This window comes from Anaeromyxobacter sp. SG17 (assembly GCF_022690695.1).
GTDB lineage: Bacteria > Myxococcota > Myxococcia > Myxococcales > Anaeromyxobacteraceae > Anaeromyxobacter > Anaeromyxobacter soli.
This window is the reverse complement of sequence record NZ_JALCYX010000001.1, coordinates 138,098-155,029: the sequence shown is the minus strand read 5'-3', so window position 1 is coordinate 155,029 and position 16,932 is coordinate 138,098. Positions and strand designations below refer to the sequence as shown.

The following is a 16,932-nucleotide window of genomic DNA, read 5'->3' as shown; positions in this document are numbered from 1 at the left end:
CGGTATCCGCCGCGCGCGGAGGGTCGAGTGCGCGGCGTTCCGCGGATGTGCTCCGCCCGCCCTCAGCTCGCCACCTCGGATTTCCGAGCGCCATCATCGAATTACGGCGTGCCGCGATCCCCGGTGGGTGCGCGCGGCGCGCGCGCCGCTCGGCGTGAAGTCCCGGCGCGCGGACGGCCGTGGCCGCTCATCTGGGGACCCGCCGCGCGCCTGCGCCAGCGCCGGGCTCCGGTTATGCGCGAGGCGCAACTGGGGGGATTCCATGAGACCGCTCGAGGGAAAGATCGCCGTCGTCGCGGGCGCCACGCGCGGGGCCGGGAGGGGCATCGCGACGGCGCTCGGCGAGGCGGGCGCCACCGTCTACTGCACCGGGCGCAGCGTCCCCGGGAGCCCCGGGATGAAGGGGCGGCCGGAGACCATCGACGAGACCGCCGCCCTCGTCACCGCGCGCGGCGGCCGGGGCATCGCCGTCCGGGTCGATCACACGGTGCCGGACGAGGTGGCGCGGCTGTTCGAGCGCGTGGGCGAGCTCGACATCCTGGTGAACGACATCTGGGGCGGCGACGACCTCGTCGCGTGGGGCAAGCGGCTCTGGGAGACGAAGCTCGAGGACGGCCTCACCCTCATCGACCGGGCGATCAAGACGCACGTCATCACGAGCTACCACGGCCTCCCGCGCATCCGTCGGGGAGGGCTCGTGGTGGAGATCACCGACGGCGACGGCTACTTCTACCGCGGCCACTTCTTCTACGACCTCGTGAAGACGACCGTGATCCGGATGGCGTTCGCGCTCTCGCAGGAGCTGAGCGGCCGCGGCGTCACGGCGCTCGCGGTGACGCCGGGGTTCCTCCGCTCGGAGTGGATGCTCGATCACTTCGGGGTGACGGAGGCGAACTGGCGCGACGCGGCGAAGAAGGTGAAGCCGTTCATCGCGTCGGAGACGCCGCTCTTCGTCGGCCGAGGGATCGCCGCGCTCGCCGCCGACCCGAACGTCGCCGCGAAGAGCGGGCGGGTCTTCGCGTCCTGGGATCTCGGCGAGGAGTACGGCGTCACCGACGCGGACGGGACGCGTCCGCACTTTCTGCGGTGGACTCGGGAGCACCAGCCCGAGGTCGCGGCGGCCTGGCGGAAGCTCGACGACGCGTTCTACGCGTACTGGACCGCGATGCCCTACGACATGCCGGGGTGACGCGCGGTCGTCACCGGCGGCGCGGACGGCCCTGCCGACGGGCGGCCCTGCCTGGGCATCGCCCTCACCCTCGAGACCAATAGAGACAGAGGGCGGCCTCGAACTCGCGTGAAGCGGGATCGCGGAGCCCGAGCGGGAGAGCGACCCGCAGTGGTCGTCGGCGGCGGCGCCGCGGCCCGTCCGGTGAACGACCTCTCGTGGGCGCGCGCAGGAGGTACCCCATGCAGCGGCTCCTCGGACCTTGGATGCTCGCATGCATGCTGAGCCTCGCCTCGTGTGGTGGTGGTGGTAAGGGCGAGCAAAGCGGTCCACAGACGCCGGTCGGCTCTGTCACGGTCACGCCGGGCGAGCTCACGTTGGTGGTCGGCGCATCGCAGCAATTGACGACGAGTGTCCGAGATGAGGCCGGTAATCCACTGACCGGACGGGCCATCACCTGGTCGAGCACCGAGCCAGCGGTCGCCACCGTCTCCGACGCGGGCAACGTGACGGCCGTCGGTGCAGGGTCGGCGACGATCACCGCCAGCTCGGAGGGAAAGAGCGGCAGCGCCACGGTCACGGTGTCGGTCGCTCTTCCGAGATCCGCGTCGCTTGCGACTGGCGGCGCTCACACCTGCGCCCTCACGACGGGGGGATCTGCGTTCTGCTGGGGTCGCGGTGAGAGCGGGCAGCTCGGGATACCGATTCCGACGACGACGTGCGAACTGCAGACGGGGACGTTTCCGTGCAGCCGTGTCCCGGTCGCGGTCGGGGGCGGGCTCGCGTTCGCGCAGCTGGCGGCGGGCGGCTCCCATACGTGCGGTCTAACGAACGAGGGGGTGGCGCATTGTTGGGGAAACAATGTGAGTGGCCAGCTCGGCGACAGCTCCAGCAACAATCGCGACACTCCGGTACCCGTCGCGACCGAGCTCAGGTTCGTCGCCATCGACGCGGGTGCCCAGCACACGTGTGGGCTGACCAGTGATGGCGCCGCGTATTGCTGGGGAGCCAATGACCGGGGGCAGCTGGGCACCGGGACGACGAGCTCCAGCTCCGTACCCGTGGCCGTGACTGGCGGCCACACCTTCCAGCAGATAGCGGCTGGCGGTTTCGAAGTCTCCGAACCGGGTTATCGGATCGGCCAGAGCTGTGCGCTCACCCTCACCGGCGCGGCGTACTGCTGGGGCGATAACGAATCGGGGCAGCTCGGGATCGGAGGGCGCGACCTCACTGCGCACCCAGTGCCCGCGCCCGTCTCCGGGGACATCAAGTTCGTGGCGCTGACCACCGGGCTTGCCAGTCACACCTGTGGTGTGACCGCCGCGGGTTCTGCCTATTGCTGGGGCCAGAACAGCTTCGGTGCGCTGGGTAATCCTTCGGTGGGCGACAGCTTCGTGCCAGTCCCTGTGTCCGGCGGGTTGGCCTTCGTCCAGTTGATAGCCGGTGGGTTCATCGGCCATACCTGTGGGCTGACGGCGAGCGGAAAGGCGTACTGCTGGGGCGAAAACGAGCTGGGGCAGGTCGGCGACGACTCCACGATCGATAGGTTCGCGCCCTCGGCGGTCGCAGGCGATCTCTCATTCAACGCCTTGGATGCCGGCTACCGCCACACCTGTGCCCGTGCGACCTCGGGGACCCTTTACTGCTGGGGCGCCAACGGCGCCGGCCAGCTGGGCGACGACTCGACCAGCCCACGAGACGTGCCGACGGAGGTCGTGGGACTGCCGTGAGACGGACCTCCGGTCGATGACGGTGCAGCGAGGTCTCGCCTCGACGTGGCCGCCACGCGGTGGGCGATGGGAGGCGCGTCCGCGTGCGCGTCGCTGCCGGTCACCCTAAGGACCGTCTCATGGAGGACTCGACCGGCGACCTCGCTCGCGGGCGCGAGCACTACCGGCTCAAGGCCTGGGGCGAGGCGTACACCTCGCTGACCCGCGCCGATGGGCGCTCCCCGCTCGGCGCCGAGGATCTCGAGCTCCTGGCGGTGTCGGCGTACCTCGTCGGCCGGGACGGCGAATACCTGGATGCCCTCGACCACGCCTACCGCGCCCACCTCGCCGCATCGAGGTCGGCTCGCGCCGCCCGGTGCGCGTTCTGGATCGGCCTGCGATTCCTGCTCCGGGGAGAGGCCGGACGGGCGACCGCATGGCACGCGCGCGCGGGACGGTTGCTCGAGCATGAGAGCAGCGAATGCGTGGAGCGCGGCTACATGCTCTTGCCGGTCGCGGAGCAGCGGCTCCGGTCGGGCGACACGCAGGGTGCGTTCTCCATCGCCGGCGCGGCCGCGAACACGGGCGAGCGTTCTGGCGAGGAGGACCTCGTGGCCATCGCCCGTCACCTGCAGGGACGGGCACGGCTGCACGAAGGGCGGGTGAAGGAAGGGCTGGCGCTCCTCGACGAGACCATGCTGGCGGTGACCTCCGGGGAGCTGTCGCCCATTCCTACCGGGCTTCTGTACTGCAGCATCGTCGAATGCTGCCGCAGCGTTCACGCGCTGGAGCGCGCCAGGGAATGGACGGCCGCGCTGGCACGCTGGTGTGACGGCCAGCCGGAGATGGTGTCGTTCACCGGAGCCTGCCGCGTCCACCGGGCAGAGGTGCTGCAGCTGGGCGGCGACTGGTCAGCGGCCATCGACGAGGCGCGGCGCGCCCGCGAGCGGGCCGCGACCGATCGGCCGTCGGCTGCTGAGGCAGCCTATCAGCTGGGCGAGATCAGCCGCTTGCGTGGCGAGCAGGCGGCTGCCGAGGCGTGGTTCCTCAGCGCGAACGAGGAGGGGCGAGAGCCTCAACCCGGGCTGGCCCTGCTGCGCCTGGCGCAGGGGCGCGTCGGCGCCGCAGTCGCCGCCCTCCGTCGAGTGGTGGGAGGGACGGCAGATCCCCTGGTCCGGACTCGCCTGCTCCCGGCCTACGTGGAGATCTTGCTCGCCGGCGGCAAGGTGGAGGAGGCCCGCGCCGCCAGCGACGAGCTGCAGGCCATCGCGCAGCGCTTCGAGACGGGCGTGCTGTGCGCGCTGGCGCTGCAGGCGCGCGGCACGGTCGAGCTTGCGGAGGGGAACGCGACGGCGGCGCTCGACCTGGTGCGCAGGGCCTGGAGCATCTGGGCCGAGATGGAGGCGCCCTATCAAGCTGCGCAGGCGCGCCTGGTGACCGGGCTGGCGTGCCGCGCGCTCGGCGACGACGAGGGGGGCCGGCTGGAGCTGGAGGCGGCGCGGCGGATGTTCGCGAAGCTCGGAGCCGCGCCCGACGCCGCCCACGTCGACTCGCTCGCGAGGCTCGACAGCTCCCGCCGCCCTCACGGCCTGACGCCACGGGAGCTCGAGGTCCTCCGCCTCGTCGCTGCGGGCAAGACCAACAAGGCCATCGCCGCCGCGCTCCGCCTGAGCGAGAAGACGGTGGACCGACACGTGAGCAGCATCCTGGGGAAGCTGCACGTCCCCTCGCGGGCGGCCGCGACCGCCTTCGCGTACGAGCACGAGCTCGTCTGATCCGCTCCGCCGGGAGTGCGGAGAACCACCCATCGCCCTGGCAGCGGTGGTGGGTGGTTCTCCCGATGCCGGCGGCGCGGCTCCTTCCTACGCATGGTCAGGTCGAAGAGCGCTTCGCCCTGTCGCATTGGGCTTCACCGGGAGGACGGAATGTACGATGCCATCGTCGTCGGCGCCCGCTGCGCCGGATCGCCCACCGCCATGCTGCTTGCACGGAAGGGCTACAGGGTGCTGCTGGTGGATCGGGCGAGGTTTCCCAGCGACACCATCTCCACGCACATTCTCTGGCCCCACGGTGCCGAGGCCCTGGCGCGGTGGGGTCTCCTCGACGCGCTCGCGGCCACGGGGCTTCCGCCGATCTGCCGGCGCATGTCCCTCGACGTCGGCCCCTTCGTGCTCCGGGGCACCATCCGCGGCGCCAATGGCGGCCGGGGGGGATTCTGTCCGAGGCGCACGATCCTCGACGGCCTCCTCGTGAACGCCGCGGCGCGGAGCGGCGCCGAGGTGCGCGAGTCCTTCACGGTCGACGACCTGCTCTTCGCAGACGGCGCGTTCGTCGGGCTCCGGGGGCGAGGCGCCGGGGGGAAGCAGGTCGAGGAGCGGGCCCGGATCGTCATCGGCGCTGACGGCGTTCACTCCTTCGTCGCCGCGGCCGTGCGGGCCCCCGAGTACGACACGCGCCCGATCGCCGTCTGCGCCTACTATTCCTACTTCAGCGGCGTTCGGCAGGAAGACCTCGAGCTGTATCTGCGCGAGCGCTGCGCGTTCGGCGGAGCCCCCACCCACGACGGGCTCCACCTCGTGATGGTGAACTGGCCCGCCCGGCGCTTCGCCGAGGTGCGGGCCGACGTCGAGGCCCACGTCGCGCAGGCGCTCGCGCTGGCGTCGGACTTCGGCGCCCGGGTATCGCAGGGAACGCGCGAGGAGCGCTGGTACGGTGTCGCCGGCGTGCCCGGCTACTTCCGGCGGCCGTACGGCGCCGGGTGGGCGCTCGTCGGCGACGCCGGCTACTGCAAGGACCCGATGACGGCGCAGGGCATCAGCGACTCCTTCATCGACGCCGAGCGGCTCGTCGAGGCGCTCGATGCAGGCCTGTCCGGCCGCGGCCCGCTCGAGGACCTCCTGGCCGCTCACGAGGCGGCCCGGAACGAGCGCGTTCGACCGATGTACGAGCTCACCAACGAGATCGCCACGCTCGAGCCGCCGCCGCCCCCGCTCCAGGCGCTCTTCGCCGCGCTGCAACACAACCAGCCCGCGACGGATGCCTACCTGTCGGCGATGACCGGTGCGACGCCCCTCCCCGAGTTCATGTCCGAGGAGAACGTCGCGCGGATCATCGACGCGGCGAGAGCTGGAACGAGCGAGCGGGACGGCAGCAGCTCGCGATACGTGGGATGACCGAGCCGCGCGACGGTCGGCGCCTCGCGGCCACCGCTTCCTAGGAGTGGGTTCTGTAACCTTCAGCCCCTGTCGTTCGTGGTCATGACCAAGCGCGAGCTGGCGTGGCGCCCGGCGCACCCGAGCTGGCGGCAGGGATTGGTTGCGGCATGACCGGCGGGACAGCGACGAAGGGAGCCGTCGGGTTACGCCGAGACCGGCATCTCGATGGTGAAGATGCAGCCCTTGCCGGGCAGGTTGCGGACGGTGATGTCTCCACCGAAGGCCTTCACCGCCTTGCGGCTGATGTTCAACCCGAGCCCCAGTCCCGTGCGGTCCTGGCCCCGTCGCTTGCCGAACGGCGTGAAGAACGCCTCGGAGTTCCCCTCGGGGAGCCCGCCGCACTCGTCTTCCACCTCGATGGAGACGAGGGCGTCCGCGCAGACGGTGCGCACCGTCACGTAGCCGTGGGGGACCGAGTACTTGAAGGCGTTCTGGATGAGGTTGAAGAGCGCCGACGAGAGGAGCTGCGGGTCGGCCTTGACCATCACGTCGTCCGGCACGTCGGCGAAGGTCACGTTCATCTCGCGCTGCGCCGCCTGCAACGACGCCGCGCCCTCCGCCTCGTGCAGGAACCGGGCGATGGACATCCGCTTCGGCTCCTGGCTCCCGGCGGCGAGTCGCACCTCGGAGATCGTCGTGTCGAGGAGGTCGCGCATCGCCGCGAGGCTGCGCTCGACGATGGACCCGGTGCTCCCGGCGACCGCCACCCGCCCGCTCTTCACCGCCGCGAACGAGAGCATCGCCGTCGACAGACGGTTGCGCAGCTCGTGCGTCAGGTAGCCGAGCCGCTCCGCCTCGCCTTCGCCGAGCGCCTCCTCTCGCTGGCGGCTGAACTCGGTCACCGCTCCGGCGATGGCGTCGTCGAGGCAGCCGTTCAGGGTCTGGAAGTCCTTCGCGCTGATCTCCACGTGCTTGACGACCGCCGTCTCCGTGATGGCCTGGCAGAGGTCCCCGTAGTCGTGAACGAGCTGAGCCACGCTGAAGTTCTTCGCCAGCGCCTCGCCGCCGTGCTTGCCTGCGCTGTTCCCGATGGCGGTGCTGGAGAACGGCTCGGAGCTCGACCGCAGCCGCAGCGTCTCCGAGAGCTGGGACAAGAAGAGCGGTAGCCCGTGCTCCAGCTCCAGGGCGGAGACGGTGGGCCACCTCCTCGCCATGATCTTCGCTCGGGCGAGAGAGAGGATGTCGTTCTTGTCGCTGGTGATGAAGTCGTAGAGGCTCACGACCTGCTCGTGCCCGGCAGGAACGCGCCGGTGCCAGGCATCTTGGCTGTAAATATTAGGCTTTCGCCGGGCAGTAACCAGTCCCCAGTCGCATGAAAGCCGGCGAGCTCGCAGCCGCCTGCGCCCTCATGGTGTACTACTCCGCCCACCCAGGATTGCTGGCTCGCGGAGCGGAGCATGACCTTGATCACACACGAGTTTCTGACGCGCGAACGCGACCGCATCATGGCGGAGTGGGAGCGCGCGATCCACGCGGAGCCGAGACCCATCCCGCTGGAGGACTCGGCCCTCCGGAACGATCTTCCGGAGTTCCTCGACGCGCTGGCCACCTGGATGAAGGCGCCGGATGCACCTGCCGGTGGCATGCTCCAGGGCCTTCCCATCACGCATGCGAAGCAGCGCCTGAAGCACGCGTACCAGCTCGCCCAGCTCATCACCGAGTTCCGCGTGCTGAGAGCGACGATCCTGCGGCTCTTGCTGCACGCCGAGGCCGAGGAACAGGCAGGCTCCGTCGATCTCATGGAAGGAATGGAGCGCCGCGTCGTCGAGCTCGCGCGGCTGAACGCGGGCCTCGATCAGGCGATCAGCGACTCCGTCGAATACTTCGTGGAGGAGCGGGAGCGAATCCGCGAGCGCTTCATCGGAGTGCTGGGCCACGATCTCCGCTCGCCCCTCAGCGCCATCCTGATGAGCGCAGACCACATGCTGCGGTCGGGCCGCCTCGCGCCGGGTCTCGACCGCGCCGCCGGGCGAATCGCCCGCAACGCGGAGCGCATGAGCAGGATGGTGCGCGACCTGCTGGACCTCTCCCGCGGGCGCCTCGGCGACGGCATCCCGGTCGACACGACGACGCACGTGGACCTGGGCGAGGTCTGCCACGCCGCCGTCGAGGACGCGATCCTCACGAATCCTGATCGAGAGATCATCCTGAACGCCAGCGGTGATCTCTGGGGTCACTGGGATCGCGACCGTGCGTTCCAGGCGGTCGGCAATCTCCTCGCGAACGCCCTCAATTACGGTGAGGGGCCGGTGGTCGTCACTGCGGCATGTGCAAGTGAAGGCGCGGTCGTGCAGGTCACGAATCACGGTGAGCCCATCACCGAGGATCGCCTGCTGAGGCTCTTCGATCCGTTCCAGCGCGGCGAAGCAGGTGCAGGCAACCGAGAGGGGCTCGGCCTCGGGCTCTACATCGTCAGCGAGATCATGCGCGCGCACGGCGGAACGGTCGCAGTGAGCTCATCCCGCGAGGCTGGCACGACGTTCACGCTCACGTGGCCTCGCTCCGACTGCACGCCCACCGCTTGATCACGCGACGAGGCGAGCGCCCCTCCGCTGCGATGGGAGCCGGGGACGGCGAGCCGCCGTCCCCGGCCGTCCTCAGCGCGCCGCCGCGGACAGCGGGCAGGTGCCGGCGGCGAACGTGGCCGTGACCGACCTGGCCACCGACATCGTGACGGTGCACTGGCTCGCGGTGCCGTAGCACGCGCCGCTCCACGAGGTGAACGTGGCGCAGGCGCCCGGCGTCGCCGTCAAGGTGACGGACGAGCCGGTGCTCTCGTCCGCCGCGCAGCCGTCGGCGCTGCCCGACGTGCACGCGATGCCAGGGCCCGTGACGGTGCCCGAGCCGGTCCCCGCCGGCGTGACGGTGAGGCGGAACGTGCTCGGCTGGAACGTGGCCGTCACCGTCTTCGCCGACGACATCGTGACGGTGCAGGTGTCGCCGCTCGAGCTCGTGCAGCCGGTCCAGCTCTTCAGCAGGGCGCCTGCCGCGGGCGAGGCCGTGAGCGTCACCGCGCTGCCGTTCGCGACGGTCGTCACGCAGCCAGCCGGATCGCTGCACACGAGCCCCGCCCCGCTGATCGTGCCGGTCGCGCCGTAGCTCGAGGCCGGCTTGACCGTGAGCGCGTACGTGCTCGGCTGGAACGTCGCCGTGACCGTCTTCGCGGCGGTCATCGTGAGCGTGCAGACGTTCCCGGACGCGGAGGTGCAGCCGGTCCAGCTCTTCACGATCGAGCTGGCGTCCGGGGTGGCGGTCAGGGTCACGGTGGCGCCGTTCGCCACGACGGCGGTGCAACCTCCGGTGACCCCGGTGGTGCAGTCGATGCCCGGTCCGGTCACCGTCCCGGCCCCACCCTGGCCCGTCGCGTTCACGGTGAGCGCATACGTGCTCGGCTGGAAGTTCGCCGTGACCGTCTTCGCCGACGTCATGGTGACCGTGCACGTGGCGCCGGTCGCGGAGGTGCAGCCGGTCCAGCTCGCGAAGACCGACGCCGCCCCCGGCGTCGCGGTCAGCGTGAGGGTGGCCCCGTTCGCCTCGACGTAAACGCAGCCGGTCGTGGAGCCGCAGTCGATCCCGTCTCCCTGGACGCTGCCGCTGGCGTTCACGCCGGCGGTCTTCACGGTGAGCGCGTACGTGCTCGGCTGGAACGTCGCCGTGACCGTCTTCGCCGACGCCATGGTGACCGTGCAGGTCGCGCCGCTCGTCGTCGTGCACCCGGTCCAGCTCTTGAACAGCGACGTCGCGTCCGGGACTGCCGTCAGCGTGAGCGTGGCCCCGTTCGCCTCGACGTAGGTGCACCCGGTCGTGGAGCTGCAGTCGATGCCGTCGCCCTGGACGGCGCCGCCGGCGCCCGTCCCGGCGGTCTTCACCGTGAGGGCGTACGTGCTCGGCTGGAACGTCGCCGTGACCGTCTTGGCTCCGGTCATCGACACCGTGCACGTCGCGCCGCTCACGGAGGTGCAGCCGCTCCAGCTCTTCAGGATCGAGCTCGCGTCGGGGGCGGCGGTCAGGGTCACGGTCGTGCCGTTCGCGACGGCGGTGGTGCAGCCTCCGGTGACCCCGGTGGTGCAGGCGATGCCCGGCCCGGTCACCGTCCCGGCCCCACCCTGGGCCGTCGCGTTCACCGTGAGCGTATACGTGCTCGGCTGGAAGCTCGCCGTGACCGTCTTCGCCCCGGTCATCGAGACCGTGCAGACGTTGCCGGACGACGAGGTGCAGCCGGTCCAGCTCGCGAAGACCGACGCCGCTCCCGGCGTCGCGGTCAGCGTGATCGTGGCCCCGTTCGCCTCGACGTAGGTGCAGCCGGTCGTGGAGCTGCAGTCGATGCCGTCGCCCTGGACCGTGCCGCTGGCGTTCACGCCCGCGGTCTTGACGGTGAGCGCGTACGTGCTCGGCTGGAACGTCGCCGTGACCGTCTTCACCGACGCCATGGTGACCGTGCAGGTCGCGCCGTTCGTCGTCGTGCACCCGGTCCAGCTCTTGAACAGCGACGTCGCGTCAGGGACCGCTGTCAGCGTGATCGTGGCCCCGTTCGGCTCGACGTAGGTGCACCCCGTCGTGGAGCTGCAGTCGATGCCGTCACCCTGGACGGCCCCGCCGGAGGCCGTCCCGGCGGTCTTCACGGTGAGCGCATACGTGCTCGGCTGGAACGTCGCCGTCGCGGTGCGCGCGCCGGTCATCGAGACCGTGCAGACGTTCCCGGACACCGAGGTGCAGCCGCTCCAGGTCGAGAAGACCGAGGTCGCGTCCGGCGTCGCCGTGAGGGTCACGGTCGTCGCAGGCGTCGTGTTGGGCACCGAGGTCGTGCAACCGTCCGTCGAGCCGGTGGTGCAGGCGATGCCCTCGCCCGTCACCGTCCCGCGCCCGGTTCCGGCCGTCTTCGCCGTGAGGAGCCAGGTCGCCGGCTGGAACGTCGCCGTCGCGGTCCTCGCGCCGGTCATCGAGACCGTGCAGACGTTCCCGGACACGGAGGTGCAGCCGGTCCAGCTCGAGAAGAGCGAGGTCGCGTCCGGCGTGGCCGTGAGCGTCACGGTCGTCGCCGGCGAGGTGAGGGGCTCCGAGGCCGTGCACCCGTCCGTCGAGCCGGTGGTGCAGGCGATGCCCTCGCCCGTCACCGTCCCGCGCCCCAGCCCGGACGTCCTCACCGTGAGGAGCGCGACCGAGTGGAACGTCGCGGTCACCGTCTTCGCCCCCGTCATCGAGACCGTGCAGACGTTCCCGGAGACCGACGTGCACCCGGTGAAGCCCGCGAAGACCGACGGCGCGGTCGGCGTCGCGGTGAGCGTCACGGTCGCCGGCGGCGACGTGTTGGGGACCGTGGCCGTGCACCCCGCCGCCCCAGGGGTCAGGCAGGAGATCCCGTCGCCCGTCACGGTGCCCTGTCCCGAGCCCGAGAGCTCGACGGTGAGCGGATAGCTCGCGAGCGAGAAGCTCGCGGCCACCGTCCGCGCGGCGTCCATGCTGACGGTGCAGGTCGGAGCCGTGCCGGCGCAGGCGCCGCTCCAGCCGGAGAAGATCGAGCCGGACGCCGGCTGGGCGGTGAGCGTGACGGACGTGCCGGCCGCGAAGTCGGCCGAGCACGTGACGCCGCAGGAGATCCCGGCCGGAGTCGAGGTGACCGTCCCCACGCCGTCGCCGGTGAGGGAGACGTCGAGCAGGAACCCCGTCCCGATGTCGATCACCTTGCCGACGAAGTCGATGCCGGTCCCGGCGCACCACCCCGTGGGAGCGCAGTTGCTCGAATCGTCCCACGTGACGAGGAACTTGCCGCGCGCGAGCGGCACGACGTACGGATAGGACTGGTCCCCCGGCTTGCCCTCGATCCACAGGCCGTTCGGCGGCGCGAGCGGCGCGCCCGTCGGCCCGAGGCGCTGCACGAACACGTCCTGGTGGCCCGGCCGATCGTCGCTCCACGCGTACACCGCGCCGTCCGCGCCGTCCGACGCGACGGACGGCGAGAGCTGATTGCCCGCCGCCGTCGTGACCGGCACGCCGTCCGTGCCCCACAGCCGGTTCCCGTCTCGGTCGAACCGCTGCGTGTACACGTCCCAGCTGGCGTTACGGCTGTCGTGCCACACCACGAACGCGCCGCCACGGCCGTCCGGCGCCATCGTGAGCCGGGAGGGAGAATAGCCGGGCACGAAGGTGCTCGGAGTGGCGGTCAGGCCCGACGTGAGCGGAACGCCGCCGGGCGTCCAGAGGCTCTGGCCGAGGTGGTCCACCCGCACCGCGTAGAGGTCGCTCCGCGAGAGGAAGTTGGGGCCGGGCTTGAAGGGGAAGTTCCGGAAGTCGTGCCAGGCGATGATCGCGCCGCCCTGGCCATCCGGGAGGATGCTGGGCCCGAGGGCGATCTCCGGCACGCCCGGGGTCATCGACGTCTCCGGCGTGAGGAGCAGGCCGTTCTGAGCCCAGAGCGCCTGGCCGAGCGAGGTCAGGCGCTGGGCGTAGACGGTCTGGTATCCCGTGCGCGCATCGACCCAGGTCAGGATCGCGCCGCCGTAGTTGTCCGTCGCGATCGCGACTTCGGACTGGGAGCTGGCCGCCTGCACCACCGGAACGCCGTCGGTCTGCCACGCGATCGTTCCGCTCGCGTCGATCTTCTGCGCGTAGATGTCCGCATTGCCGTTGCGATAGTCCGTCCAGGCGACGATCGCCGTCCCGCTGCCCTTGGAGAGCAGGGTCGGCCGCTCCTGTCCTCCGGAGGCTTGACACACCCAGACCCCGTAGGTCCCCCAGAGCTTCTGCCCGGTGGCGCTCACTCGCTGGGCCCGGATGTGCTTGTCGTAGACGTTGCCCGTGTTGGCGCCCTCGACCCAGGCGACGATCGCGCCTCCTGCTCCGTCGGAGACGATCGCGGGGCGGATCTCCGCTCCCGGCGAGGCGGAGGTCAACGCCATCCCGTCCGTGCTCCAGAGCGGATTCCCGGAGGCGTCCACCCGCTGCATGAACAGATCGGGGTTCCCGTACCGCGTGTCGGTCCAGACGTAGAACGCCCCTCCGGCGCCGTCAGGGACGCCAGGGGGCTGCGTGCTGAGGTGGTGGAAGGGATCCCACTGCTGGGTGGAGTACGCCTTCGAAAGGGCGGTGCTGCAGTTGCTGATCGTGATGCCGGAGGCCAGGCGCGCGATCACCGGCAGCGCCGTGGAGCCACCCGGGTCCTCGGGAGAGTGGATCGTCAGGACGCCGGTCGCGTCCTCGAGGCGACTCAACGAGACGGACGTGAACGAAGGCGTCGTCGCCGTGGAGGCCTGCACGGTGAGCCAGGCGGGAGCGTCCGCCGACCAGCTCAGCGTACCGCCGCCGAGGTTGTAGACGTCCACCGGCAGCGTCCACTGCTGGCCCGCGCACGCCGTCGCCGGGACGTCGAACTCCAGCGGCTCCGCGAGCACCTTCAGGAGGGGCGGGTCCGCCGGCGGATCGAACGCCCTGGCGACCGCGGCGGCGGCGTCGAGCCTGCCCCACCCGTAGTATGGGTCGTACCCCGCGGTGTCGAGCGCCGGGTCCCCGACCGCGTCGCGCGCCGTGTGACGGATGATCGACTCGACCTGCGCCACCGTCAGCTGCGGGTTGGCGGACAGCACCAGCGCGGCGACGGCGGAGACGTGAGGCGTCGCCATCGACGTGCCGGCCTGCCGGAGGTAGCTGCCGCCGACGACGAGGTTCGCATCGCCGGTGCCCGCGGCGCGCAGCGAGAGGATGTTGCGGGCCGCGGCGTAGGGGGAGGCGGCGTCGGGGCCGCCGCCGGGAGCGGCGACGTCGACGAGGTAGCCCCAGTTCGAGAAGGACGCCTTCGAGTCGTCGGCGCCGGACGCCGCGACCGTGATCACGTCCTGTAGCTTCGCGGGGAAGGCATCCTTGACGTCGGCGTCGTCGTTGCCGGCGGCGAACGTGATCACGCAGCCGAGGCTCCGCGCCAGCGCGACGGCGTCGGCGATGGCGGCGTCGGTGCAGCCGGTGCCGTAGCAGCCCCAGCTGTTGCTGATCACGTCCGCGCCGTTCATCGCGGCGTACGTGACGGCGGCCGCGAGGGTCGAGAACGGCCCGTAGCCGGAGTCGTCGAGCCCCTTCACCGGCATGATCCGGGCCTGGTACGCGACCCCGATCACCCCGGCGCCGTTGTTCCCGGCTGCGGCGATCGTCCCCGAGACGTGGGTTCCGTGGCCCATCCGGTCCATCGGGTCGGCGTCGCCGTAGGCGAAGTCCCATCCGCGGACGTCATCCACGTAGCCGTTCCCGTCGTCGTCCACGCCCGGAACGCCGCCGAGCTCGGCCGGGTTGGCCCACACGTTCGCGGCGATGTCGGGGTGGTTGTAGTCGAGCCCCGTGTCCACGACCGCGACCACGGAGCCGGCGCCCGTCGCGACGTCCCAGGCGGCCGGTGCGCCGATCTTGGCGAGGGCCCAGAGATCGCCGTAGGCCTGTCCCCACGAGCCGGAGGACTGGAGATACGGATCGTCCGGGAGGGCCTGCGTCTTCGCGAGGCGATCCGGGACGGCGTACTCGACGTTCGGGTTGGCCGCGTAATCGAGCGCCATCTTCGCGACGTCGGTGTCCGCGGGGACCTCGAACACGTAGGTGCGGACCAGGTCCGGGAGCTCGGCGCGTCCTGCGCGCGAAGCCCTCGCGGCGAACCGGGCCCTGGACGCGTTCACCGTCTCGAGGAGCTTCCTCCGCCGATCCGCGATCGCGCCCTTGCCAGGGGCGGAGATCGCGCGCGCGAAGAGGGACGAGAACACCGGCCTCACCGCGCTCACGCGGTACTCGGCGTCGAGCCGGTCCAGGTCGGCGCCGCCGGAGCGCGCGTTCGCCGCGAACCTCAGGCCGAACCGGTGGATGACGTCGGCGGGCTCGCCGAGCGTGTCCCGGAACTTGACGATGAGGCGTCCCGGAGCCGACGTCGGGGGCTCCTCGGCGCCACGGTCGCTCCGCCCGGCGGCAGCCGCCTCCTGAGCGCGCTCTGCGCCCTGCACCGTGATCGAGAAGCGGCCGGCGGTCGCGGTCGACGATTCGTCCTTGCCCGGGACGCCCGAGCCGCAGCTCAGGCAGACGACGACGCAACACACCGCGATCGTCGCGGCGAGCAGTTGGCGCATGGAGGACCTCTGTGTGGGGACGGCGGTGCCGATCAGGCTACGAGACTACTTGTGAAGCAATCCTGGAGGGGATGAGGCACGCTGCCGCATTGTGCGGAGAAAAAGCTTGTCGGCGATCAGGCGAAGCTCGCACAGCGCGGCGCGGCGTCGAGGCTCGTGACCGGGGACAAGCGCAGCCCGCAGCCAGATGAGGCTGCGGCGGAGCGAGCCGGGTCCCGTGGCTTCCGAGACCGGTTCAGCTTGACGCGCTGTGGCGCTCTGAGGGCGGCGGTCCCGCCTCGTCAGGTCTGCGGGTGCGGCGCGAGCGGCACCTCATCCGGCGGCCCCGCGGAGCGCTCTCGCCGCGCTTCGCGGAGCGCGCCCCCGGCTCGGCGCGCGAGGTTCGTGAACTGGCGGGTCTGCATGATGAAGTGGGCGGGCTCCCAGAAGACGAAGCCGAGCGCGGTGTCGCGGAGCCGCGGCCGGCCGGCGGAATGGACGGTCACGACGAGCCGCGTCCGCCCGCCGGGCAGCTCGTCGAGCTGGAACGCCCAGAGCGAATCGACGAAGTCCTTCGCGGAGCGTGGCCGCGGATCCGCCGAGTCGTGCTGGCGACCGCCGGAGGTGAGGACGCGCAGCGCGAGGAAGCGCCCGGGATCCACCGCCGCCACGTCGAACCAGTACCTGCCGTCCGGAGTGGCGGGCAGACGGTCTCCGACGGAGAGCGACTGCCACTCCGGATGGATCTGGCTCGCGCTCGGCCGGCCGAAGTGATCGAGACGGTCCCAGCTGTACCACCCCGCTCGGCCGAACCCCATCTGCACGAGCCATGGCCACACGGCGGAGGGCGCGGCGTCCAGGGTGACGGCCATGGTCGAGCCGCGCTTGCCGTCCGGAAGGAGGTCGTCGCCCGGGGATCGCCTCTGGACCTCCTCTCGCGTCGCGCCCCACCGGAGCATGCGCGGGCGAACGAGCAGCGCGTACGCACCCGCGCAGAGACCGACGCCCGCGCCCAGCTTGAGCAGCGTCTTCATGGCATGAGCGTGCGCACCCGGGCCGCGGTTCGGCACTGGGGGCACCGCGAGGGAACGGTCGACGTCTCCGTCCGCCTCCGGGTCGCGTTCCCGCCGCCCCCTGCCTCCCAAGGCGTAGGCAGGAGGCGCGTCTCGTGAAATGAAGGAACGCATGACGTCCGACCACCACACGCGACTCGAGGAGGAGATCTTCCGGGCCCTGAACCTCGACGGCGGGCGCGTGCTCGACGCGCTCGCGGTGGCGCTCTCCAGCCGGTGGTTCGGAGCCGTCGTCGGGGCGGCGATCGTCGTCGCGATCCTCGTCGCCAGCGGGACGAGGCGGCGCGCGCTGCTGGTCGCCTTCGCGACGGCCCTCGCGACGAGCGACTTCCTCGGGGCGCGGGTCCTCCGGCCGCTGTTCGCCAGGATGCGTCCGTGCTTCGCGCTGGGTGAAGCGGTGCGGTGGCTCGCGCCGGCGAGCGACGTCGGGTCGCTGCCGAGCCTCCACGCGGCGAACTTCTTCGCCATGGGCGTCGTCGCGTGGGCGGCGGACCGGCGCGCCGGGGTCGCGGCGCTGGCGATCGCCGCGGCGGTCGCGCTGAGCCGCGTGTACGTGGGGGTGCACTGGCCGACGGACGTGCTCGCCGGCGCAGCGTGGGGCACACTGTGCGCGTTCGCGGGGCTCGCCGTCGCGAGGGCCGCCGTCGGCCGGGCGTCGGCCGCTCGTGATGGGCGGCCCGAGGAGAGGGGCTGAGG

Annotated in this window: 9 protein-coding genes; 6 read left to right on the top strand and 3 right to left on the bottom strand. The window is 71.4% G+C overall.

Going from position 1 to position 16,932, the window contains the following annotated elements:
- Positions 1 to 262 precede the first annotated feature (262 nt).
- The 4 genes from MNY60_RS00715 (at position 263) to MNY60_RS00700 (ending at position 6,050) form a co-directional block, all read left to right on the top strand.
- Positions 263 to 1,189, top strand: a complete 927-nt coding sequence (locus tag MNY60_RS00715; RefSeq protein WP_242336200.1) for an SDR family oxidoreductase — start codon at positions 263 to 265, stop codon at positions 1,187 to 1,189.
- A gap of 221 nt (positions 1,190 to 1,410) precedes the next feature.
- Positions 1,411 to 2,898 carry an Ig-like domain-containing protein gene (locus tag MNY60_RS00710; protein WP_242336198.1) on the top strand — a complete coding sequence of 496 codons (1,488 nt, stop codon included), beginning with the start codon at positions 1,411 to 1,413 and terminating at the stop codon, positions 2,896 to 2,898.
- A 254-nt stretch (positions 2,899 to 3,152) separates the two neighbouring features.
- Positions 3,153 to 4,652, top strand: coding sequence for a helix-turn-helix transcriptional regulator (locus MNY60_RS00705; protein WP_242336195.1), 1,500 nt, complete (start codon positions 3,153 to 3,155; stop codon positions 4,650 to 4,652).
- Positions 4,653 to 4,802: 150 nt separating this feature from the next.
- Positions 4,803 to 6,050 (top strand): NAD(P)/FAD-dependent oxidoreductase, encoded by a 1,248-nt coding sequence (locus MNY60_RS00700; protein ID WP_242359832.1) that lies wholly within the window; start codon positions 4,803 to 4,805, stop codon positions 6,048 to 6,050.
- A 185-nt stretch (positions 6,051 to 6,235) separates the two neighbouring features.
- On the opposite strand, the gene MNY60_RS24095 is transcribed toward MNY60_RS00700, so the two are convergent.
- Positions 6,236 to 7,312, bottom strand: coding sequence for a sensor histidine kinase KdpD (locus tag MNY60_RS24095; RefSeq protein WP_242336189.1), 1,077 nt, complete (start codon positions 7,310 to 7,312; stop codon positions 6,236 to 6,238).
- Between the two features lie 177 nt (positions 7,313 to 7,489).
- Here MNY60_RS24095 and MNY60_RS00690 point away from each other — a divergent pair, with 177 nt between their 5' ends.
- Positions 7,490 to 8,617: a sensor histidine kinase KdpD gene (locus tag MNY60_RS00690; protein ID WP_242336186.1), complete on the top strand. Its 1,128-nt coding sequence runs from the start codon at positions 7,490 to 7,492 to the stop codon at positions 8,615 to 8,617.
- Between the two features lie 72 nt (positions 8,618 to 8,689).
- On the opposite strand, the gene MNY60_RS00685 is transcribed toward MNY60_RS00690, so the two are convergent.
- Both MNY60_RS00685 and MNY60_RS00680 read right to left on the bottom strand, forming a co-directional pair.
- Positions 8,690 to 15,184 (bottom strand): S8 family serine peptidase, encoded by a 6,495-nt coding sequence (locus MNY60_RS00685; protein WP_242336183.1) that lies wholly within the window; start codon positions 15,182 to 15,184, stop codon positions 8,690 to 8,692.
- Between the two features lie 281 nt (positions 15,185 to 15,465).
- A complete protein-coding gene (locus MNY60_RS00680; RefSeq protein WP_242336180.1) occupies positions 15,466 to 16,197 on the bottom strand; it encodes a hypothetical protein in 732 nt (243 codons plus the stop codon).
- A 151-nt stretch (positions 16,198 to 16,348) separates the two neighbouring features.
- Between MNY60_RS00680 and MNY60_RS00675 the strand changes: the two genes are divergently transcribed.
- Positions 16,349 to 16,930 (top strand): phosphatase PAP2 family protein, encoded by a 582-nt coding sequence (locus MNY60_RS00675; RefSeq protein ID WP_242336177.1) that lies wholly within the window; start codon positions 16,349 to 16,351, stop codon positions 16,928 to 16,930.
- The last annotated feature ends 2 nt before the right edge of the window (positions 16,931 to 16,932 follow it).